This is a genomic window from Streptomyces sp. NPDC019443, assembly GCF_044389785.1.
In the GTDB taxonomy this organism is placed as follows: domain Bacteria; phylum Actinomycetota; class Actinomycetes; order Streptomycetales; family Streptomycetaceae; genus Streptomyces.
Genome location: NZ_JBIRYJ010000004.1, coordinates 123301 through 143951, shown reverse-complemented (window position 1 = coordinate 143951; position 20651 = coordinate 123301). Strand labels below are relative to the sequence as shown.

The following is a 20651-nucleotide window of genomic DNA, read 5'->3' as shown; positions in this document are numbered from 1 at the left end:
CCACACAGAAGCACCGCTAGAACCAAGGCAGGCATGGAAACGCCCCCTCCCACCACCGCCCCGACCGAGCCCACCGACGCGGACATCGCCGCGTTCAAGAAGCAGCTCGGCCGTCCGCCGCGCGGACTGCGCGCCATCGCGCACCGCTGCCCGTGCGGTCAGCCCGACGTCGTCGAGACCGCGCCGCGGCTCCCCGACGGCACCCCCTTCCCGACGCTGTACTACCTGACCTGCCCGCGGGCCGCCTCGGCGATCGGCACGCTGGAGGCCAACGGCGTGATGAAGGAGATGAACGAGCGCCTCGCGACGGACCCGGAGCTGGCTGGCAAGTACCGCGCCGCCCACGAGGACTACATCGCACGCCGCGACGCCATCGAGGTGCTGGAGGGCTTCCCGAGCGCGGGCGGCATGCCGGACCGGGTGAAGTGCCTGCACGTCCTGGTCGGCCACTCGCTCGCGGCGGGACCCGGCGTCAATCCGCTGGGCGACGAGGCGATCGCGATGCTGCCCGAGTGGTGGCGCAAGGGCCCGTGCGTCACGCCGTTCGAAGAAGGGGACGAGAAGTGACCCGGGTCGCCGCCATCGACTGCGGTACGAACTCCATCCGGCTGCTCGTCGCCGACGCGGACCCGGCCACCGGCGAGCTGGTCGACCTCGACCGGCGGATGACGATTGTCCGGCTCGGTCAGGGCGTGGACCGGACCGGGCGGCTCGCACCCGAGGCGCTGGAGCGGACCTTCGCGGCCTGCCGCGAGTACGCCGCCGTGATCAAGAAGCACGGCGCGGAGAAGATCCGCTTCGTGGCCACCTCCGCCTCGCGCGACGCGTCCAACCGGGACGACTTCGTCCGCGGAGTGCTCGACATCCTGGGCGTCGAACCCGAGGTGATCACCGGGGACGAGGAGGCGGAGTTCTCCTTCACCGGCGCCACTAGGGAGTTGCCGGGCCACGAGGAGCGACTGGTGGTGGACATCGGCGGCGGCTCGACCGAGTTCGTCGTCGGCCATGGGGAGGTCGAGGCCGCGCGGTCCGTGGACATCGGCTGCGTACGGCTGACCGAGCGGCACATCCGCCACGATCCGGCGACGCCCGAAGAGGTCGCCGCGATCCGCGCCGACATCGAGGCCGCGCTCGACCTCGCCGAGGAGACCGTCCCGATCCGTGAGGCGCAGACGCTGGTCGGCCTGGCCGGGTCGGTGACGACGGTGGCGGCGATCGCGCTCGGTCTCGACGAGTACGACCCGACGAGGATCCACCACGCACGGATCCCCTACGCCCGGGTCAGGGCGATCAGCGAAGCGCTGCTGAAGGCCGACCACGAGCAGCGCGCCGCGCACCCGGCGATGCACCCGGGGCGGGCCGACGTCATCGGGGCCGGGGCGCTCGTACTGACCGCGATCATGGAGCGGATCGGGGTGCCGGAGGTGGTCGTGAGCGAGCACGACATCCTTGACGGGATCGCCTGGTCGATCGCTTAGAACCGGCCTCTGAATCAGCCTCTGAATCGGCCCCTGAATGGGCCTCTGAACGAACTTCGTGAAGTTCTTCACAAGGAAAAGGCCCCTGACGGGTCCTGTGGGGGGCCGAAAGGCCCCTCCGGCCCGTCCGTCCCGCCCCGCGGGGGGCATTCGGGGGAGTGCGGGGCGCGTTACGGGGGCGTGTACCGGGCCGCTGGTTCACCTATGACAGGTCCCTTAGGGTCCAGCTCACGAGGGGTGAACAACGTCTCCCCTTATACCGTGGTTCCCCCGCCGCGCCATGACCTCGGTCACGTGGGCCGCGCAGTGTAGCAGAGGTGGGTCCACACCTTGTGAAGGGGCTCACGAGCACCCCCCCTGGGAGGGGTGGATACTCGATGGCATGAGCACCACGGAGCGTCCCAGGATCCTCGTTGTAGGCGGTGGGTACGTAGGCCTGTACGCAGCTCGTCGCATTCTGAAGAAGATGCGCTACGGCGAGGCGACCGTCACGGTCGTCGACCCGCGCTCGTACATGACGTACCAGCCCTTCCTCCCCGAAGCTGCCGCCGGCAGCATCTCGCCTCGGCATGTCGTCGTCCCGCTGCGACGCGTGCTGCCCAAGGCTGAGGTGCTCACCGGCCGGGTCACCACCATCGATCAGGACCGCAAGGTCGCCACGATCTCGCCGCTGGTCGGCGAGGCGTACGAGCTGCCCTTCGACTACCTGGTCGTCGCGCTCGGCGCGGTCTCCCGCACCTTCCCGATCCCCGGCCTCGCCGAGCAGGGCATCGGTATGAAGGGCATCGAAGAGGCCATCGGCCTGCGCAACCACGTACTCGAGCAGCTCGACAAGGCCGACTCGACGACCGATGAGGACGTCCGCCGCAAGGCGCTGACCTTCGTCTTCGTGGGCGGCGGCTTCGCCGGCGCGGAGACCATCGGCGAGGTGGAGGACCTGGCGCGCGACGCGGCCAAGTACTACACCAGCGTCAAGCGCGAGGACATGCGCTTCATCCTGGTCGACGCGGCCGACAAGATCCTTCCCGAGGTGGGCCCGAAGCTGGGCAAGTACGGCAAGGAGCACCTCGAGGGCCGCGGCATCGAGATCTACCTGTCGACCTCGATGGACTCCTGCGTGGACGGCCACGTGGTGCTGAAGAACGGCCTCGAGGTCGACTCCAACACCATCGTGTGGACGGCCGGCGTGAAGCCGAACCCGGCGCTGGCGCGTTACGGTCTGCCGCTCGGCCCGCGCGGCCATGTGGACTGCACCGACAAGCTCCAGGTCAAGGGCACCGACTACATCTGGGCCGCGGGCGACAACGCGCAGGTCCCGGACATGGCGGCCCGCAAGGCCGGCGTCGAGAACGCCTGGTGCCCGCCGAACGCCCAGCACGCGCTGCGTCAGGCGCGGGTCCTCGGCGACAACGTCATCTCCGGCATGCGGGGCTTCCCGCAGAAGGAGTACAGCCACGCCAACAAGGGTGCGGTGGCCGGTCTCGGCCTGCACAAGGGCGTCGCGATGATCGTCATGGGCAAGATGAAGATCAAGCTCAAGGGCCGTCTGGCGTGGTACATGCACCGTGGCTACCACGGGCTGGCGATGCCGACGTGGAACCGTAAGATCCGGGTCTTCGCGGACTGGACGCTGGCGATGTTCCTCAAGCGCGAGGTGGTCTCGCTGGGCGCGATCGAGACGCCGCGCGAGGAGTTCTACGAGGCGGCCAAGCCGGCTCCGGCGGCGGTGGCGCCGGCTCCGGAGAAGGCGAAGGCCTCCTAGCTCAGGCAAGCCCGCGAAGGGGCCGCCCGCCATCCGTGGTGCGGGCGGCCCCTTCGCTCTGTCCGGGCTCGTTTGCTGTGTCCGGGCTCGCCCATGAGCCCGTCTCCATCCCCGAACGCGTGGCCGTTCCGCCAAGTACATGTGGCGAGCATGTATTTTGCCTGGGCATTGCGCGCCGCCGGGAAGCACGCACAGTGGTCGGATTGTTCTCAGGAGTGCACCGTGCTGCCACCGCAGCCTGGTGCAGGAGCATTTCTGGGATCCATCGTCACGGAGGTGTGCGCCATGGGCGACGCCGCGCTGCGGCTGACCACTCTTGCCGAGGAGTTGCTGGGAACCCCGCTCCCGGTCCGTATCCGGGCCTGGGACGGTAGTGAATCCGGACCTCCAGGCGCTCCCGTACTCGTCATCCGGCACCGCCGTGCCCTGCGCCGGCTGCTCTGGCGGCCTGGTGAACTCGGGCTCGCCCGGGCCTGGGTGGCCGGCGAGATCGATGTCGACGGGGATCTGTACCACGCCCTCGATCTGCTCGCCGGGCTCCTCTGGGAGCGCGGCGACGGGGGCGAGGACAGCGGCAACCCGCTCCTCGACCCCAGGCTGCGCGCCGCAGCCCGCGGTCTGCTGAAGATCGGCGGGGCACTGCCCCCGCCGCCACCGCCCCCCGAGGAAGTCCGGCGGCGCGCCGGGCCGTTGCACACCAAGCGCCGTGACAAGAGGGCCATCAGCCACCACTACGACGTCGGCAACAACTTCTACGCGCTCGTCCTCGGCCCTTCCATGGTCTACTCCTGCGCCTACTGGCAGGACGGCGGCACTCTCGAAGACGCCCAGCGCGACAAGCTCGACCTCATCTGCCGCAAGCTCGCCCTCAAACAGGGCGACCGGCTCCTCGACGTCGGCTGCGGCTGGGGCTCCATGGCGGTCCACGCCGCCCGCGAGTACGGCGTCCAGGTCACCGGCGTCACCCTCTCCCGCGAGCAGGCCGCCTTCGCCCGCAAGCGCATCGCCGAAGAGGGCCTCACCGACCGGATCGAGATCCGCGTTCAGGACTACCGGGACGTCAGGGACGCCCCGTACGACGCCATCTCCTCCATCGGCATGGCCGAACACGTCGGCCAGGTCCGCTACCACGAGTACGCCGACCAGCTCTTCTCGCTCCTCAAGCCCGGCGGCCGGCTGCTCAACCACCAGATCGCCCGCCGCCCCGAAAGAGACGAATCCGCCTACCACGTCGATGAGTTCATCGACCGATACGTCTTCCCCGACGGCGAACTCGCTCCCCTCGGCCGTACCCTCGCCACCCTGGAGGAAGCCGGTTTCGAAGTCCGCGACGTCGAGTCGATCCGCGAGCACTACGCCCTCACCCTGCGTCGCTGGGTCGCCAACCTGGAGGCGAACTGGCGCCAGGCCGTGCGGCACAGCTCGCCGGGCCGGGCCCGCGTCTGGCGGCTCTACATGGCCGCGTCCGCGGTCTCCTTCGAGCGGAACAGGATCGGCGTCAACCAGATCCTGGCCGTGAAGACCCCCGAGAGTGGGGAGTCCGGGCTGCCGCTGCGGGCCCGCGACTGGCACTGAGCGCGTACGCAAAGGGCCCCGCGACCGACTCCCGGTCGCGGGGCCCCTCGCATCCCGTACTGCTACTCCGTCTTGATCGCCGTCAGCATGTTCAGCCTCGCTGCACTGCGGGCCGGCCACAGGGCGGCCAGTACCCCGACCACTCCGGCGAGGAGCAGGAAGATCCCGATCCGGTCCCACGGCACGACCAGCGCGTACCCGGGGATCTCCGACTTGATCGTCTCGCCGATCGCCCAGGCCAGGAAGGAGCCGAGCGCAACACCGATCACCGCGCCGAAGAGCGAGATCACCACCGCCTCCAGGCGGATCATGCGCTTGACCTTCCGGCGGTCCAGGCCGATCGCCCGCAGCATGCCGATCTCCTGCTGACGTTCGAACACGGACATCGCGAGGGTGTTGATGACACCGAGCACCGCGATGATCAGGGCCATCGCCAGCAGTCCGTACATGATGTTCAGCATGGTGTTGATCATGCCGCCGAACATGTTCCGGATGTCCTGCCGGTCCATGATGCTCATCGCCGGGTTGTCACCCAGCGCGTCCACCAGCGCCTGCTCGTTCGCCTCGCTCGCCCCGCTGTCCATCTTCACCCAGACCTCGGGGATGTAGGGCTTCGACTCGTAGGGAGCGACCAGGGACGTCGCCACCATGACGGGCTCGAGGAAGTCGTTGTCCTCGTAGAGCGCGCCGACCGTCAGGGTCTTGGTCTCCGCCTTGCCGCCGTCGCTGTCGACGCCGAACTTCACCGGCAGCTTGTCGCCGGCCTTCCAGCCGTTCGACTTGGCGGTCTTCTCGGCGACCGCGATCTCGCCCTTGCCGAGCGTTGCCATGGAGCCCGAGACCGTCTTCATGTGGAAGACCTGCTCCACGTCCCCGGGCGTGACCGCAGAGGCGTTGTGGTACTCGCCCTTGATCTCCAGCGAGGTGTACTGGTTCGGGGAGACCGCACTGACACCCTTCGCCTTCTCCAACGCGGTCAGCGCCGACTTGTCGAGTCCGCGGCCGCCGCCCGCCATCGTGACCATGTAGTCGGCGCGGATGTTGTCCGTGGTCATCTTGTCGATGGCCTGGCCCAGGGTGACGCCGATGACCGTGAGGCCGGTGACCAGGGTGAGGCCGATCGCCAGCGCCGAGGCGGTGGCTCCGGTACGGCGCGGATTGCGGACCGCGTTCTGCCCGGCCAGCTTGCCGGACACCCCGAACACCCGGTGCAGCAGCGGCCGTGCCAGCGCGATGACCGGGCGGGACAGCAGCGGGATCAGCACGATGATGCCGATCAGCGTCAGGAACGCGCCGACGCCGATCACCATCCGGCCCGCTTCCTTGCCCATCGCCGCACCGGCGAGGATCGCCCCCGCACCGGCCAGCGTGATGACACTGCCGAGGGTGTTGCGTACGACCAGGGACTTGGTGGTCGCGGGCAGATGGGCGCTGCCCATCGCCGCAACCGGCGGGATCTTCGCGGCCCGGCGGGCGGGCAGCCATGCGGCGAGCACGGTGACCAGTACACCGACGGCGAGTGCGGAGGCGATCGCGGTGGGCGAGACGACCAGTGGACCGGCGGGCACCTTCGCACCGAAGGAGTCCATCGCGGACCGCAGTCCGGTCGCCAGCCCGATACCGAGGACGAAGCCGATCACGGCGGCGAGCGCGCCGACCACCAGCGCCTCGAGCATCACCGAGCGCTTGACCTGCCGTCGGGAGGCGCCGACGGCGCGCATCAGCGCCAGTTCCCTGGTGCGCTGGGCGACCAGCATGGTGAAGGTGTTGGCGATCAGGAAGATGCCGACGAAGAGGGCGATGGCCGCGAAGGCGAGCAGCATCGTGTTGAGGTTGGACAGGCCTTGCTCGATCTCCCGGGCCTGGTCGTCGGCGAGCTGCCTGCCGGTCTGCGCCTCGGCGTCCTTGGGCAGCAGCGGCTTGACCTCGTCCAGGATCTTCTGGTCGGAGGCGCCGGCCGCGGCGGCGATGGTGACGTCCTTGAAGTAGCCGGGCTTCAGATAGAGCTTCTGGGCGACCGGAGTGTCGAAGAGGACGAGGCTGCCGCCCGCGTTGACGGCGCCGTCCTCGGTGGTGAAGACACCGGAGAGGGTGTAGTCCTTCGCCGGGCCGTTGGTCGCCACCCGCACGGTGTCCCCGACCCGGTACTTGCCCTTGGCCGCGGAGTCCTCGTCGAGGGCGATCTGACTGTTCTTCACCGGGCCCGAGCCGTCGGTGAAGGCGTACGCGGCGTCCTTGCCGTCCTTGCCGGGGGCGAAGTTGGCGCCCGTGTTGGACCAGCCGTTGCCGATCAGCTTGCCGTCCTGGTCGGCGACCCCGGCGAAACCGGAGACCCGTCCGGTGGCCTCGGCGACCCCGTCCAGACCGCGGATCTTCTCCAGGGTCTTGGTGTCGATGTTGGCGTTCTTCTGGCCGTCGGTCTGGTCGCCGAAGGTGGTGACGGCGACGGCGACGTTGTCGTAGCTCTTGGCCGACTGCTTGCGGTAAGCGTTGCCGAGGGTGTCGGTGAAGACCAGGGTGCCGGAGACGAAGGCCACGCCGAGCATCACGGCGAGCACGGTCATCAGCAGCCTGGCCTTGTGCGCGAGCACATTGCGCAGGGCGGTTCGGAACATGTCTGTGTCAGTCCTGGGGTGAGAGCCGGAGGGTGGGGAACAGCGGTCGTTCAGCTGGTCCGGCCCTTGGCGTCGAACTCCTTCATCCGGTCGAGGACCCCGTCGGCGCTGGGGTGCAGCATCTCGTCGACGATCCGGCCGTCCGCCAGGAAAATCACCCGGTCGGCGTAGGAGGCGGCCACCGGGTCGTGGGTGACCATGACGACGGTCTGACCGAGTTCACGAACGGAATTGCGCAGGAAGCCCAGCACCTCCGCGCCCGAGCGCGAGTCCAGGTTTCCGGTCGGCTCGTCACCGAAGATGATCTCCGGCTGCGAGGCGAGGGCGCGGGCGACGGCGACGCGCTGCTGCTGGCCGCCGGAGAGCTGAGTGGGGCGGTGGCTGAGCCGGTCCTGCAGGCCCACCATTTCGATGACCTGCTGCAGCCACTGCTTGTTGGGCTTACGTCCCGCGATGTCCATCGGGAGAGTGATGTTTTCCAGGCCGGTCAGCGTCGGCAGCAGGTTGAACGCCTGGAAGATGAAGCCGATCTTGTCCCGGCGCAGCTGGGTCAGCTGCTTGTCCTTGAGGGAGCCGAGCTCGGTCTCACCGATCCGTACGGACCCGGAGCTGAAGCTGTCCAGGCCGGCCACGCAGTGCATCAGCGTGGACTTGCCGGAGCCCGAGGGGCCCATGATCGCGGTGAACTCCGCCTGCCGGAAGTCCACGGTGACCCGGTCGAGCGCGACCACCTGGGTCTCGCCCTGTCCGTACACCTTGGACAGATCCGTGGCGCGGGCGGCCACTGCGGTGGCGCGGTGAGCGAGGGGGGTGGTGGTCACGAGTGGGCTCTCCTGTCGAGGTGATCTGCGGGGACGAGACCATCCTGTCCGCCGTCCGGCGGCGAGTCGTCAGCCCCGGTGCCCGTTCCGGGGGCCCTCTTCAGTCGGACCGCAGCGCCGGATCGTCCTCCTTTGGTATGACGGCGTCCCTGAGATCCGGCGAGGGCCGGCGAGGGAGGGGGCGGTGGCGGAGGCGGCGGAGGAGGGGCGGCGACTTTCCGTCATTCCCGCGCGCGGACGGTGGCGGCCACGGGCCGGGCGGGGCGGGTACGAATGCCCCCTTACCTGCACTGACGCACCCTCAGAAGTCAATAAAATAAGACAACATCGGGCCACTGGTGCCGCGGGCGGGGGGATCTACCCGGATAGGCTCAAGTGCCAACGCGGACCCGCGCGCCACGCCCGGATGGTGGAATGCAGACACGGCGAGCTTAAACCTCGCTGCCCCTCGGGGGCGTACCGGTTCAAGTCCGGTTCCGGGCACCACACCGCCCTCTGCGCCTGGCGGTGCCCGCCCCGGCGGACGCCGTTCGGGTCACGATCGCGGAAAGATCCTCCCCGAGCACTAGGGTGCTTCTTTTGCTCCCGCATTACTCTTGACTCCAAGGCCGCGCAGGGTGGCCATGGAGGAGTGAGATGAGGAGCAGTAACCCGGTCTTCTCGCGACGGGGGTTCAGCCGCGACAATGGCTACGCGGGGTTCAACGCGCAGCAGCCGCAGGCCGGGGGCCCCGCCGTAGGAAACAACCCCTACGCCCAGGGCGCGGCAACCCCGTACGCGACCAACCCGTACGCACCCGCGGACACGCAGTTCGGCGCGGGCCCGCAGGCCCCCGCCCGTCCTAATGTGATGACCATCGACGACGTCGTGGCGCGCACCGCCATGACGCTCGGCACGGTCGTCCTCACCGCCGTACTCTCCTGGGTCCTGCTGCCCGTCGACGAGGCCAACATCGGCAAGTCGTACGGCATCGCGATCGGCGCGGCCCTGGTGGCCATGGTCCTTTCGCTCATTCAGGCCTTCAAGCGCAAGCCGGTGCCGGCGCTGATCCTGGCCTACGCCGCCTTCGAGGGTGTCTTCCTCGGAGTGATCTCCAGCGCGGTCAGCACCTACATCAGCCCGGGCACAGTGATGCAGGCGGTGCTCGGCACCATGTGTGTCTTCGCCGGTGTGCTCATCGCGTACAAGACCCGGCTCATCCGGGTCAACCGCCGCTTCTACGGCTTTGTGATGGCCGCGGCCATGGGCTTCATCCTGCTCATGGTGGTCAACCTGCTGTTCGCCGTCATCGGCGGCGGTGACGGCCTCGGCTTCCGCAGTGGCGGCCTCGGCATCCTCTTCGGTGTCATCGGCGTCATCCTCGGTGCGTGCTTCCTGGCCCTCGACTTCAAGCAGGTCGAGGACGGGGTCGCGTACGGCGCTCCGCGCGAGGAGTCCTGGCTGGCGGCCTTCGGCCTCACCCTGACCCTGGTGTGGATCTACCTGGAGATGCTGCGACTGCTGTCGATCCTCAACGGCAACGACTGACCGTCCGGGACCGGCTCTGTCCGGGACCGGCCGTCCAGGCCGTGACGAAGGGCCCGTGGGGGTTCCCGCGGGCCCTTCGGCGTCTCGGGACCTAGAGCAGTTTGCGCGCGGCGCGCCTCAGGTCGTACTCATGGATGATCGCTTTGGCATGTCCGTACGCGAGGTTGTGCTCGCTCCGGAGCCAGCTGACCTTCTCCTCGAAGCGGAAGAGGGAGGGGCCTTCATCGACGGTGCGGAGCCAGTCGGAGATCTCACGACCGGTGCAGTGGGGGATTCGGGAGAGCAGGTTGCGATGGGTCTCTTCGGAGAAGACTTGGGACATCGGCGCCTCCGGACGCTTTGCGCGTGTGGTCCTTAACGCCACCGTGCCTGAGGGTTCGCGTATTGGCAACAGTGCCGGGGTGGCGCGTAGGGTCGCAGAGTGCTTGATACGACTGATCTGACGGCCGCCGTAGACCGCTTCGCCGACCGTCTGCGGGCCGCCCCGCAGAGCCGGCTGAGCCGGGGTGCGGCGGCCGAAGGGCTGGCGCTGGCCAGGGAGTTGGCGGTGCGGGCCCAGCGGATCGAGGCGCCCGGGGAGGCGCCGCGGATCATGCCGGAGGCGGGCCTGTTCGCAGTTGCGGATCAACTTAACGTCGCCGGGAACGATTTGGCCGAAGCGCTGCGAACGGCCCCGTCCCGGTCCCTGAGGGAGGTGGACGAGGCCGTGGGTCTCGTTGAAGCGGCCGCCCGGCGGGCGGGGCTGTAAGCCCGTAAGCGGGTCTACAGCGACGCGATGACGCGGTCCGCGAGGATATAGACGCTCTCCTCGCCGCACGCGAAAGTCAGGGCATAAGCGCCCGCGACGCCGGAGCCGCCCAGCAGCATCGGGGTGTCGCCGGCCCGCAGCGCCTCGGCGAGCTGCTCGGCGGTCTCGCGGTGGCCGGGGGTCAAGCAGAGCGTGGTGCCGTCTGCGAAGACGTACACATCGAGCGTGCCGAGCGGTCCCGGCCGTACGTCGGTGAGGGCCGTGCGCGTCTCGGCGAGCTTCTCGAGGCGGGCCACGGTGCGCTCGTGGTCGGTGACCACCGGGGTCTGGACCGGGACGAAGTCCGGGTGCGAGGGATGGCGGCGGCGGGCCGCGGCCAGCTCGGGGGAGTCCTCGGCGAACTCCGTCACCTCGGGCAGGTCCGCCAGCTCGTCGAGCGCCTCGGCCGCCTCGAAGTCCATCGCCTCAAGGCCGGCGAAGTCGGACTGGCGCGGGACGTAGAAGGGCAGCTCGTCGCCCGGGGCGGCCAGGCCGCCCAGCAGGGAGGGAGCGTCCGCCGCGTCGCGGGACTCCTGCGCGGCCCAGAAGGCGCGCGCCTCGGCCAGTTCGCGCTCCCGCTCCTCGGCTAGCGCCTCGGCGACGGCGGCGCGTATCTCGGCAGCCGGGGCGGTGCGGGCCTGCGGTACGGAGGCGATGCGGCTGGTGCCGTGCGCGGTGACCAGTTCGGTGCGCAGGGCCGTGACCTGCTTACGGAGCCCGTGGGCGGCGTGCAGGGCAGCGGCACCCACGGCCGTGGCTGCGGCCGTGGTCAGCAGCAGGGCAAGAGACATTGCGCTCACTGACTTACTCCCGGTTTCACTCGATCCCCCCGACTTCCTACATCAGCTTGCGGTCAGCGCGCGCCCCCTGTCAGTGCATTACGTCACGAATTGGACAGGACTTTGTGTCCTGTGTTTAGCGTGAATGTAGTGCTGACCTGGGAAAAGGGCTCTCCCCCAGGAGGTAGGTCACATCCTGGGGGAGATTCGGTCACGACTCGAGTTCTGCGCGGGCCCGAAAGCCCCTAGCTGAGGCGCTCGCTCTCTTGGTCGCGTTCCGCTTCGGGCACGTGCCGCCTTCGTACCTCAGGCGACCCGTACCCTCCGCTGCCGCTCAGCTCAGCCGCTCGGTCTCTTGGTCGCGTTCCGCTTCGCCTCCGCTTCGGGCACGTGCCGCCTTCGTACCTCAGGCGACCCGTACCCTCCGCTGCCGCTCAGCTCAGCCGCTCGATGACCATGGCCATGCCCTGGCCACCGCCCACGCACATCGTCTCCAGGGCGAACTGCTTGTCGTGGAACTGGAGGCTGTTGATCAGCGTGCCGGTGATCCTGGCGCCCGTCATGCCGAAGGGGTGGCCGACGGCGATGGCGCCGCCGTTGACGTTCAGCTTGTCCAGGTCGACGCCCAGGTCGCGGTAGGACGGGATGACCTGCGCGGCGAAGGCCTCGTTGATCTCGACCAGGTCGATATCGCCGATGGTCAGCCCGGCGCGGGACAGCGCCTGCTTGGACGCCTCGACGGGTCCGTAGCCCATGATCTCGGGGGAGAGGCCGGAGACGCCGGTGGAGACGATGCGGGCCAGCGGGGTCAGGCCCAGCTCGCGCGCCTTGGTGTCGGACATGATCACGAGAGCCGCGGCGCCGTCGTTCAGCGGGCAGCAGTTGCCGGCGGTGACCAGGCCGTCGGGGCGGAACACCGGCTTGAGGCCCTGGACGCCCTCGAGGGTGACGCCCGCGCGCGGGCCGTCGTCCTTGGAGACGACCGTGCCGTCGGGGGTGGTGACCGGGGTGATCTCGCGCTCCCAGAAGCCGTTCTTGATGGCCTCCTCGGCGAGGTTCTGGGACCGTACGCCGAACTCGTCCATGTCCTGGCGGGTCACGCCCTTGAGGCGGGCCAGGTTCTCGGCGGTCTGGCCCATCGAGATGTACGCGTCCGGGATCAGGCCGTCCTCGCGCGGGTCGTGCCAGTCGGCACCCTCCTGCTCGGCGCGGGCGGCGGTGCGTGCCTCGGCCTCGGCGAAGAGCGGATTGTGGGTGTCGGGCAGGGTGTCGGAGTTGCCCTTGGTGCTGCGCGAGACGGTCTCGACGCCGGCGGATATGAAGACGTCGCCCTCGCCGGCCTTGATGGCGTGCAGCGCCATACGGGAGGTCTGGAGGGAGGAGGAGCAGTATCGGGTGATGGTGCAGCCCGGGAGGTGGTCCATCCCCATCTGCACGGCCACGATGCGGCCGAGGTTGTGCCCCTGCTCGCCGCCGGGCAGACCGCAGCCGAGCATCAGGTCGTCGATGTCCCTGGGGTCGAGCTCAGGGACCTTGGCGAGCGCGGCCTGGATGATCGTGGCGGTCAGGTCGTCGGCGCGCAGCTCCTTGAGGGAGCCCTTGAAGGCCCGGCCGATGGGGGAGCGGGCAGCGGAGACAATCACGGCTTCGGGCATCACAGCTCCATGAGGGGCGAGGCGGTGGGGCAGGGTTGTCTGGGAAGTTACCCGTCCGTATCGCTGGGGTCACGGGCCGGGTCGTGTGATGCGGACCTCTTTTCTAAGCGATCGCTCAGCTCCTCCAGTATGCGCCCGCGCTGCGCGGGCGACGGCGGCAGCTACCCGCCGCGCCGACCGGGACGCGCCCGCGCCGTTCGCGCCGCCCGTGCTACGCCCGCCGTACTTCCGACGGCGACGGTGCCTGTGCCGGTTCGGTCGTCGGGGGCGGCTCCGGGAGGCGACGCCGGCGACGGTGCTTCAGGAGCGCCCACGGGGCCCTCGCGCCCGTGACCTCCGTGCCCGCCTCCGCCGCCGCCGTGGCCGCCGCCCGCGCCACCGGGAGCATGTCCTCGTCGCGGTCCGCGTCCAGGTGGTCGGTCTCCGGCCACAGGCCCAGCACCGCGCACAGAGTCGGCAGCATCGCCATTGCCGCCGTCGCGTAGCCCTCCGCCGACGGGTGGTAGTTGTCCGCGCCGAACATCTCCCGCGGGTTCGCCGCGAACTCCGGGCCCAGCAGGTCGCCCAGCGACACCGTACGGCCGCCCTGCTCCACCACCACGATCGTCTGCGCCGCCGCCAGCTGGCGCGAGACCCGGCGGGCCAGATAGCGCAGCGGCTGGTACACCGGCTCGATAGTGCCCAGATCAGGGCAGGTGCCCACCACCACCTCCGCGCCCGCCGTACGCAGCCTGCGCACCGCGGAGGAGAGCAGCCGGACGGAGTGCGTGGGCGGCATCCGGTGCGTCACGTCATTCGCGCCAATCATGATCACGCAGACGTCCGGGGTCCGGGACCGGTCCGCGAGCAGCACCGTGACCTGGCGCTCCAGATCGGTCGACTGCGCGCCCGGCAGGGCCACATTGCACACCTCGACCGGCCTCTCGGCCACGGCCGCGAGTCCGGACGCGAGCAGCGCCCCCGGCGTCTGGCCCGCCCTGCGTACGCCCTGCCCCGCCGCCGTGGAGTCCCCGAGCACGCCGAGGAGGAGCGGATCGCTGTGCCCGAAGGCCAGTCCGTACAGGCCGTCACCGCGCGGCGGGAGGGGGGCCGTGCCCCCGCCCACCGAGCGTTTCGCCAGCTGGACCTCCGCCAGTACCAGCCCCACGGCCGCCGCTCCGAGCAGCCCGATGCTGCCGCCGCCGTAGGCCGCACCCGCGGCGATGCGTCGTGCCACCCTCGCCCTCGACACAGTCCGAGCCACCTCCTCGTAGCCGTCTCGTAGCTCTGCGTCGCAGCTCTACGTCGTCATCAGCTAACTGCCCCGTGGCTACCGTCGCCCAATCACGCGCTGCTCCGCTTACGCTGGCCGCATCACTACGGAGATCCCGGAGAACATTGTGCGCATCCATCACTCGATGATCAGTCTCGTCGGCAACACCCCGCTGCTGAAGCTGAACAGCGTCACCGCAGGCATCCAGGCGACCGTCCTGGCCAAGGTCGAGTACTTCAACCCTGGCGGGTCGGTCAAGGACCGGATCGCCCTGCGCATGATCGAAGCGGCCGAGGAGAGCGGAGCGCTGCAGCCCGGCGGCACGATCGTGGAGCCGACCAGCGGGAACACCGGTGTCGGCCTTGCCATCGTGGCCCAGCAGAAGGGCTACAAGTGCATCTTCGTCTGCCCGGACAAGGTGTCCACGGACAAGATCAATGTGCTGCGTGCGTACGGCGCCGAGGTCGTCGTCTGCCCCACGGCCGTCGACCCCGAGCACCCCGACTCGTACTACAACGTCTCCGACCGGCTGGTGCGGGAGACGCCCGGTGCCTGGAAGCCCGACCAGTACTCCAACCCGAACAACCCGCGCTCGCACTACGAGACCACCGGCCCCGAGCTGTGGGAGCAGACGGACGGGCGGATCACCCACTTCGTCGCGGGCGTCGGCACCGGCGGCACGATCTCCGGCACCGGGCGCTACCTCAAGGACGTCAGCGACGGCAAGGTCAAGGTCATCGGCGCCGACCCGGAGGGCTCCGTGTACTCCGGCGGCTCCGGCCGGCCCTACCTCGTCGAGGGTGTCGGTGAAGACTTCTGGCCGTCCGCGTACGACCGGACCGTGACCGACGAGATCGTCGCCGTGTCCGACAAGGACTCCTTCCAGATGACGCGCCGGCTCGCCAAGGAGGAGGGGCTGCTCGTCGGCGGCTCCTGCGGCATGGCGGTGGTCGCGGCGCTGCGCGTGGCCGAAGGGCTCGGCCCGGACGACGTGGTGGTCGTGCTGCTGCCGGACAGCGGCCGCGGCTATCTCTCCAAGATCTTCAACGACGAGTGGATGGCGGACTACGGCTTCCTGGAGGACTCGGGCCCGTCCGCGAGCGTCGCGGATGTGCTGCGGCACAAGGAAGGCGGCAAGATCCCGAGCCTGGTGCACATGCACCCGGAGGAGACGGTCGGCGAGGCGATCGAGGTGCTGCGGGAGTACGGCGTCTCCCAGATGCCGATCGTGAAGCCGGGCGCCGGTCACCCGGACGTGATGGCCGCCGAGGTCATCGGCTCGGTCGTCGAACGGGAGCTGCTGGACGCGCTGTTCGCGCAGCGCGCCTCGCTGGGCGACCCGCTGGAGAAGCACATGAGCGCGCCGCTCCCGCAGGTGGGCTCGGGCGAGCCGGTCGGCGACCTGATGTCGGTGCTCGGCGCGGCGGACGCGGCGATCGTGCTGGTGGAGGGCAAGCCGACGGGTGTGGTGAGCCGTCAGGACCTGCTGGCGTTCCTCGCGGGCGGCGGCAAGTAGCAGCCGGGGGACGGGAGTTCGCTCGGTGCGCGACCGGGGCGCTGTCGGGTGCGACCCCCGCTGCGCCTTCCGGGGGTGACCCCGGCCCCCGCGGAGGGCACTGGTCGCGAAAACGGTACGAGCGCGACACGTACGCGCAGCACCCGCTTAACACGCGTCCGGCACATTGGTGGATGTCGGCAGGGGGCCCGGGCAGGGATCCCGGCCGGCACCCAATGCGGCGTCTAGGACCTCCGGAGCGGCTCCCGGACCTCCCAAGACGCCCTGGACGCGGAGACCGGCCCTGACCCGGACCGTGTCCCACGCGGGGACCGCCGTCGTCCCGCCCCCCGGTTCACCGGGGGTGCGGCGGTCCCCGCGTCTTACTTTTTTGTGGCTCGACGTCGGGGTGCCTGCACATCGGGCGGGCCGGCGCGGAATTCGGAGCCGGTCAGGCGCGCCAGGAGCGGATGCAGTCGGCCGCCTGGCAGACGGTTGACTTGGCCGCCTGGATGTCGCGCGGACAAGTGGGGGCCGTCAGTGCTGGGGATGCCCTGCGTGCTGTACGAGGCGGCGGCGTTCGAGGGCCGCGGCGAGGGCGTAGGCGCCGCCGACTGCAATGGCGAGGACCCAGTAGAGGCCGGGGGTGCCGAGGAAGAGCGCCGTGGTGGAGGCCAGAGCCAGCCAGACGCCGAGGCTGTAGTGCAGCAGGTTGCGGCGTGCGGCGCCTTCGGCGAGGTAGAGCAGGCCGACGATGAGGCCAGAGCCGGCGGGCCAGAGGATGGGCTGCAGTTCTGGCATGTCGAGGGCGGACGTCAGGCCGGTGATGGCGAGGAACAGGGCGGTGAAGGCGGCGATCCAGGAGGCGCCGAGCAGTTTGCCGGAAAGGACGTCCGGCCCGGTAGCCCCGCGTTGGGCTCGCAGGGCGGCGACGGTGGCCTGGGTGATGCCGGTTGCCAGCCCGATTCCGAGGAGTGTGGTGGGCAGCCAGCCGGGCAGGCCGAGCAAGGGGCTGTTGCCCTGGGAGACTGCGGCGGCGCCGTGTCCGAGCAGGTTGGCGAGTCCGAAGCTGACGTAGGCCGCGCGGTTGTCGACCTCGTTCACGAGACGACTCGGGGTGGCACTGGCAATGGCAGCGACGGGAGAGTCGGGGGCTGCGATGGACATGGGGAATCCTCCAGGGTGGCTTACGGATGTGAGTGAGGGGTTCGGGAACAGCACGGGCGGCTCGGGCCGGTGTGCAGCCGCCGGGCCGCGCGGGGGCGGTGACCTGACTGGCAGTCACCGCCCCGAAGGGGGTGGTGGGCGGCTCTGGGAGGTCGGCCCGGAGCCGCCCACCGGCGGTCGTCCCCGGCTGTGCCGCGGAACGGCTTGGGTTCAGTCCTCGCCGTTGTCCAGGGCGCTGTCGGGGATCCAGGAGCCGTGGATTCCGGCGGTCACCCGGCGGGGCAGGTGGACGGTGGCGATCCGGTCGAGGCCGGCGGCGTCCAGGACCAGCAGCTGCGAGGCGTCCTGCTTGAGGTCGGAGATGACGGTGAGCAGGTAACCGTCGTCTTCGTTGGTGGCGCCGGCCGCGGGGACGAACACCGCTTCGCTGGGCAGCCGGGCGTCACCGACCTGGTGGATGCGGCGGGCGCCGGTGGTGCGGTCGTACTTGACGACGCCGTAGCCGCCGAAACCTTCCTGGTCGGGGAAGGACACCGCGTACTGGTAGCGGTGCTCGGCGCCCAGGTAGTCCTCATTGAGGGTCGGAAACTCCACGGCGAGGTCGTCGATGATCTGCTCGTCGACGATGCCGGCCGCGGTGTCGATCACCCAGCGGCGGGTGTAGGAGCGGGTGTTGGGCTCGGTTCCCCGCTCGGGCGCGCCGACCCACCAGTTCCAGGAGAGCTGGAATCCCTCGCGGTCCACGGTGGGGCCTTCCAGGACGATGCGGCCCTGGCCGTCCTCGTAGGCGTTGGCGACGTGCAGCATGTTGCCGGGTTCGATGGAGAACCAGCGGACGTGCCGGGCACCATCGCCTTTGCGGGGCATGACGCCGATGCGGGAGGGCTGCTGGTCGCTCCAGCCGTAGGGGATGCCGGAGTGCTCGGCGGGGTCGAAGGTGACGTTGCCTTCGATGAAGACGACGTGGCGGCGGGTGATGGCGAAGTCGTGCTTGAGTGAGGCGGTCGCGCCCGGGATCTCGGCGCTGTGGACGATCTCGCCCTTGGCGTCGGAGACGTAGTACACGAGGTAGGGCGGGAACGGCGAGGAGCCGAAGAAGTGGAGCTCCCCCGTCACCGGGTCCTCCTTGGGGTGCGCGGTCATGGCCGTGCGCAGCCGGCCGTTGAAGTCATGGGCGCCGACCGTCTCCAGGTCCGGGGTGAGCTCGAAGGGGAAGTTCGCCTCGCACAGTGCGAGCAGTCGTCCGGCGTGCTCGATGACGTGGGTCCCCGCGGTGCTCACGGTCAGGTCCGGGCCGCGCTCGGTCATGTAGGGGGCGCCGTCCAGGGCGGGGGTGTGCACCCAGCGGTTGCGGTACCACTCGGCGCGGCCCTCGCGGAGCCGGATCCCGTGGACCATGCCGCTGCCCTTGAACCAGTGGGTGGGGGTGACGCCGGGCTTGGGGTTGTGGCTGTTGCGGATCAGGCGGCCGGTCAGTTCGGGGGGCAGGGTGCCCTCGACGGTGAGGCCGGTGGCGGTGATCTCGTCGGCGACGGGGGTGTAGTGGCCGGTCAGATAGGGCTTGCTGCTCATGGTCGGGTCCTCGGATTTCGTCGTCGTTGTCGTGCGTGGTGTGTGGCGTGTGTTGTGGTGTGGGGTCTCAGGTCGTCTGCTCGGCGCGGGCCTTGAGGCAGTCGAGCCAGCTCTCCAGGGAGGTCTTCAGAGCCGTGGCGAGTTCGTCGGCCGCGGCGTCGACGGCCTCTCCGCTCCAGGACTCTTCGGTGTGGACGACGACGTGGTCGCCGGACTGCTCGAAGGTCCATACGTGGATGCCGACGATGCCCTCGACGGTCCCGCCCCACACGATCCGCTGTTCGGGGAGGAGTTCGTGGATGGTGGAGGTGATGTTCAGCCCGTGGGTGCGCCAGGTGAAGTCGGTGCCGACCGCTGCCGGTCCGCTGAGCCTGGCCTGGTCGATGTTGGCGTTCCAGACCGGCCAGTTGTCGATGTCGGTGTGCAGCGACCAGACGGTGGCGAGCGGGGCGTCGACGGTCGTCGTCAGGCTGACGACGACGGGGGCGGTGGAGTCAATGGTGTGCATGTGATGGCCTCATCGGTGGTGGTGGATTGGGTTGGTTCGGCTGCCGGGGCTGGATCAGGCGGTGGGTGCGCAGTGGGCCGCCTGGTCCTGTTGGCGCGGCGTCGTGGAAGCGGCCACGGTGGGCGGGAGGACGCCGTGGGTGGTGCGGCTGCGGCGGGTGAGCGGCAGGGCGAGGAGTGCGGCGACGGCCAGAACGGCGCAGGAGACCGTGAAGGCGGCTCGGTAACCGGCGCTGAGCGCCTCCACATGGGGCTGGTGGGTGGATGCCTGGGCAGTGACGGAGCCGGCGAGGGTGGCCAGGGCGGCGAGACCGATCGCGCCGCCGACCTGGCGGGTGGTGTTCACCAGCCCGCCGGCCAGACCCGCGTCCTGTGGCGGGACTCCGTCCATGGCGAGTGCGGTGAGCTGGACGAAGGCGATGCTCAGACCGAGTCCGACAAGGATGCTCGGACCGAGGACATCGGCGAGGTAGCTCCCGTCGGCGCTGAGCCGTGACAGCCACAGCAGTCCGGCGGCCTCGGTGAGCAAGGCCGCGGTCACCGTTGCGGTGCCGCCGATACGCCGGGAGATGCGAGGTGCGACGGCGGCGCCGAACATATTGGCTACGGCGAGCGGGAGTTGGCCCGCTCCGGTGGCCAAGGGGTCCATTCCGAGGACCTGCTGCTGGTAGAGCGGCAGGAAGAAGAACAGGGCGATCCACACGGACCCCAGAAGGGCCATCAGCAGGTTTCCTGCGGCGACGCGGCCGGTGGTGATCAGTCGCGGGGGTATCAGCGCGTTCGGCCGGCGGATCTCGATCACGGCGAAGGCGGCGAGCAGCGTGCCGGCACCGGCGAGGGCGCCGAGCACTTGTACGTCCGTCCAGCCGGTGCCGCGTGCGGTGGTCAGGGCCCAGACCAGGCAGGTCAGGGCGAGTGTGACGGTGGCGGTGCCCAGGAGGTCGAATCGCGCGGACTCCCGAACAGCAGCCTGTGGCACGAGGGCCGCCACGGCGATGAGGACCAGCACCGCCCCGAGCGCGACGGAGTGGAAGATCCAGGGCCAGCCCCACGCCTCGGTGAGCAGGCCGCCCAGAAGGACGCCTCCCGCTCCTCCCGCGCCGGATACTGCGCCCCACACGCCCAAGGCTCTGCCGCGTCCGGGGCCGGACGGGAACAGGCTCATGGCCAGGGCGAGTGCGGCTGGGGCGATCGCGGCGGCGCCGAGTCCCTGAACGGCGCGGGCGGTGATCAGGACGCCCGCGGAGGTGGCCAGTCCTGCTGCCAGCGAGGCCCCCGCGAACAGCCCGAGGCCGGCGATCAGCACCCGGCGGCGGCCTAGGAGGTCGGCTGCCCGGCCCCCGGCCAGGAGCAGCGCCCCGAACGCCAGGCCGTAGGCGTTGATCACCCAGGTGGTGCCGTCGGCCGACAGGCCAACCCCGGCACGGATCTGCGGCAGCGCCACGTTCACGATCGAGGTGGCGAGCATGACGGTGAACTGCGCTGCGGCGAGCGCCGCGAGCACGGCCCCCGGCCGGCGAGTGGGGGGTGCCTGGTCCTTCGTGCGTCCAAGGTTCATGGCGCACAGCCTCGTGTCGGGCGGTGTCCACTTTCCATGCTCAGCAGGGGCGTTGACTGTCCAGTCCTGTCCGCACCTGTCCACGAGGAGCCCTGCCACGG

Annotated in this window: 17 protein-coding genes and 1 tRNA gene; 8 read left to right on the top strand and 10 right to left on the bottom strand. The window is 69.9% G+C overall.

Going from position 1 to position 20651, the window contains the following annotated elements; genetic code table 11:
- The first annotated feature begins 33 nt into the window (after positions 1-33).
- From ACH492_RS14860 to ACH492_RS14845, 4 genes are all read left to right on the top strand, one after another.
- Positions 34-567, top strand: coding sequence for a DUF501 domain-containing protein (locus tag ACH492_RS14860; RefSeq protein ID WP_398986456.1), 534 nt, complete (start codon positions 34-36; stop codon positions 565-567).
- Positions 564-1478: an exopolyphosphatase gene (locus ACH492_RS14855; RefSeq protein ID WP_398986454.1), complete on the top strand. Its 915-nt coding sequence runs from the start codon at positions 564-566 to the stop codon at positions 1476-1478. The genes ACH492_RS14860 and ACH492_RS14855 overlap by 4 nt, the downstream gene beginning before the upstream one ends.
- Positions 1479-1860: 382 nt before the next feature.
- Positions 1861-3240: an NAD(P)/FAD-dependent oxidoreductase gene (locus tag ACH492_RS14850; RefSeq protein WP_398986452.1), complete on the top strand. Its 1380-nt coding sequence runs from the start codon at positions 1861-1863 to the stop codon at positions 3238-3240.
- A 285-nt stretch (positions 3241-3525) separates the two neighbouring features.
- On the top strand, positions 3526-4815 hold the full coding sequence (locus ACH492_RS14845) for a class I SAM-dependent methyltransferase (RefSeq protein WP_398986450.1): 1290 nt from the start codon (positions 3526-3528) through the stop codon (positions 4813-4815).
- A gap of 62 nt (positions 4816-4877) precedes the next feature.
- Here ACH492_RS14845 and ACH492_RS14840 read toward each other — a convergent pair whose 3' ends face one another.
- Both ACH492_RS14840 and ACH492_RS14835 read right to left on the bottom strand, forming a co-directional pair.
- Positions 4878-7430, bottom strand: coding sequence for an ABC transporter permease (locus ACH492_RS14840; RefSeq protein WP_398986448.1), 2553 nt, complete (start codon positions 7428-7430; stop codon positions 4878-4880).
- Positions 7431-7480: 50 nt separating this feature from the next.
- Positions 7481-8251: an ABC transporter ATP-binding protein gene (locus ACH492_RS14835; protein WP_398986446.1), complete on the bottom strand. Its 771-nt coding sequence runs from the start codon at positions 8249-8251 to the stop codon at positions 7481-7483.
- Positions 8252-8651: 400 nt separating this feature from the next.
- Between ACH492_RS14835 and ACH492_RS14830 the strand changes: the two genes are divergently transcribed.
- A tRNA-Leu gene (locus ACH492_RS14830) sits at positions 8652-8737 on the top strand.
- A 150-nt stretch (positions 8738-8887) separates the two neighbouring features.
- Positions 8888-9778, top strand: coding sequence for a Bax inhibitor-1/YccA family protein (locus ACH492_RS14825; RefSeq protein WP_398986445.1), 891 nt, complete (start codon positions 8888-8890; stop codon positions 9776-9778).
- A 91-nt stretch (positions 9779-9869) separates the two neighbouring features.
- On the opposite strand, the gene ACH492_RS14820 is transcribed toward ACH492_RS14825, so the two are convergent.
- Positions 9870-10100 carry a DUF4287 domain-containing protein gene (locus tag ACH492_RS14820; RefSeq protein WP_307662990.1) on the bottom strand — a complete coding sequence of 77 codons (231 nt, stop codon included), beginning with the start codon at positions 10098-10100 and terminating at the stop codon, positions 9870-9872.
- A gap of 99 nt (positions 10101-10199) precedes the next feature.
- Between ACH492_RS14820 and ACH492_RS14815 the strand changes: the two genes are divergently transcribed.
- On the top strand, positions 10200-10526 hold the full coding sequence (locus ACH492_RS14815) for a hypothetical protein (protein WP_398986444.1): 327 nt from the start codon (positions 10200-10202) through the stop codon (positions 10524-10526).
- A gap of 14 nt (positions 10527-10540) precedes the next feature.
- On the opposite strand, the gene ACH492_RS14810 is transcribed toward ACH492_RS14815, so the two are convergent.
- The 3 genes from ACH492_RS14810 to ACH492_RS14800 all read right to left on the bottom strand — a co-directional run bounded on the left by ACH492_RS14810 (position 10541) and on the right by ACH492_RS14800 (position 14215).
- Positions 10541-11356: a hypothetical protein gene (locus ACH492_RS14810; protein WP_398987320.1), complete on the bottom strand. Its 816-nt coding sequence runs from the start codon at positions 11354-11356 to the stop codon at positions 10541-10543.
- A gap of 422 nt (positions 11357-11778) precedes the next feature.
- Positions 11779-12999 carry an acetyl-CoA C-acetyltransferase gene (locus ACH492_RS14805; RefSeq protein WP_398986442.1) on the bottom strand — a complete coding sequence of 407 codons (1221 nt, stop codon included), beginning with the start codon at positions 12997-12999 and terminating at the stop codon, positions 11779-11781.
- Between the two features lie 211 nt (positions 13000-13210).
- Positions 13211-14215 carry an SGNH/GDSL hydrolase family protein gene (locus tag ACH492_RS14800; protein WP_398986440.1) on the bottom strand — a complete coding sequence of 335 codons (1005 nt, stop codon included), beginning with the start codon at positions 14213-14215 and terminating at the stop codon, positions 13211-13213.
- A 163-nt stretch (positions 14216-14378) separates the two neighbouring features.
- Here ACH492_RS14800 and ACH492_RS14795 point away from each other — a divergent pair, with 163 nt between their 5' ends.
- Positions 14379-15767, top strand: coding sequence for a cystathionine beta-synthase (locus ACH492_RS14795; RefSeq protein ID WP_398986438.1), 1389 nt, complete (start codon positions 14379-14381; stop codon positions 15765-15767).
- Positions 15768-16283: 516 nt separating this feature from the next.
- Here the strand turns inward: ACH492_RS14795 and ACH492_RS14790 are convergent.
- From ACH492_RS14790 to ACH492_RS14775, 4 genes are all read right to left on the bottom strand, one after another.
- Entirely contained in the window at positions 16284-16913 is a 630-nt protein-coding gene (locus ACH492_RS14790) for an ABC transporter permease (RefSeq protein WP_398986436.1), read from the bottom strand.
- A 210-nt stretch (positions 16914-17123) separates the two neighbouring features.
- Positions 17124-18485: a carotenoid oxygenase family protein gene (locus ACH492_RS14785; protein ID WP_398986434.1), complete on the bottom strand. Its 1362-nt coding sequence runs from the start codon at positions 18483-18485 to the stop codon at positions 17124-17126.
- A 67-nt stretch (positions 18486-18552) separates the two neighbouring features.
- Positions 18553-18993, bottom strand: a complete 441-nt coding sequence (locus ACH492_RS14780; protein ID WP_398986432.1) for an SRPBCC family protein — start codon at positions 18991-18993, stop codon at positions 18553-18555.
- Positions 18994-19047: 54 nt separating this feature from the next.
- The gene (locus ACH492_RS14775; protein WP_398986430.1) at positions 19048-20550 is read right to left on the bottom strand and encodes an MFS transporter; all 1503 of its coding nucleotides are present in this window, start codon (positions 20548-20550) and stop codon (positions 19048-19050) included.
- Positions 20551-20651: the final 101 nt, after the last annotated feature.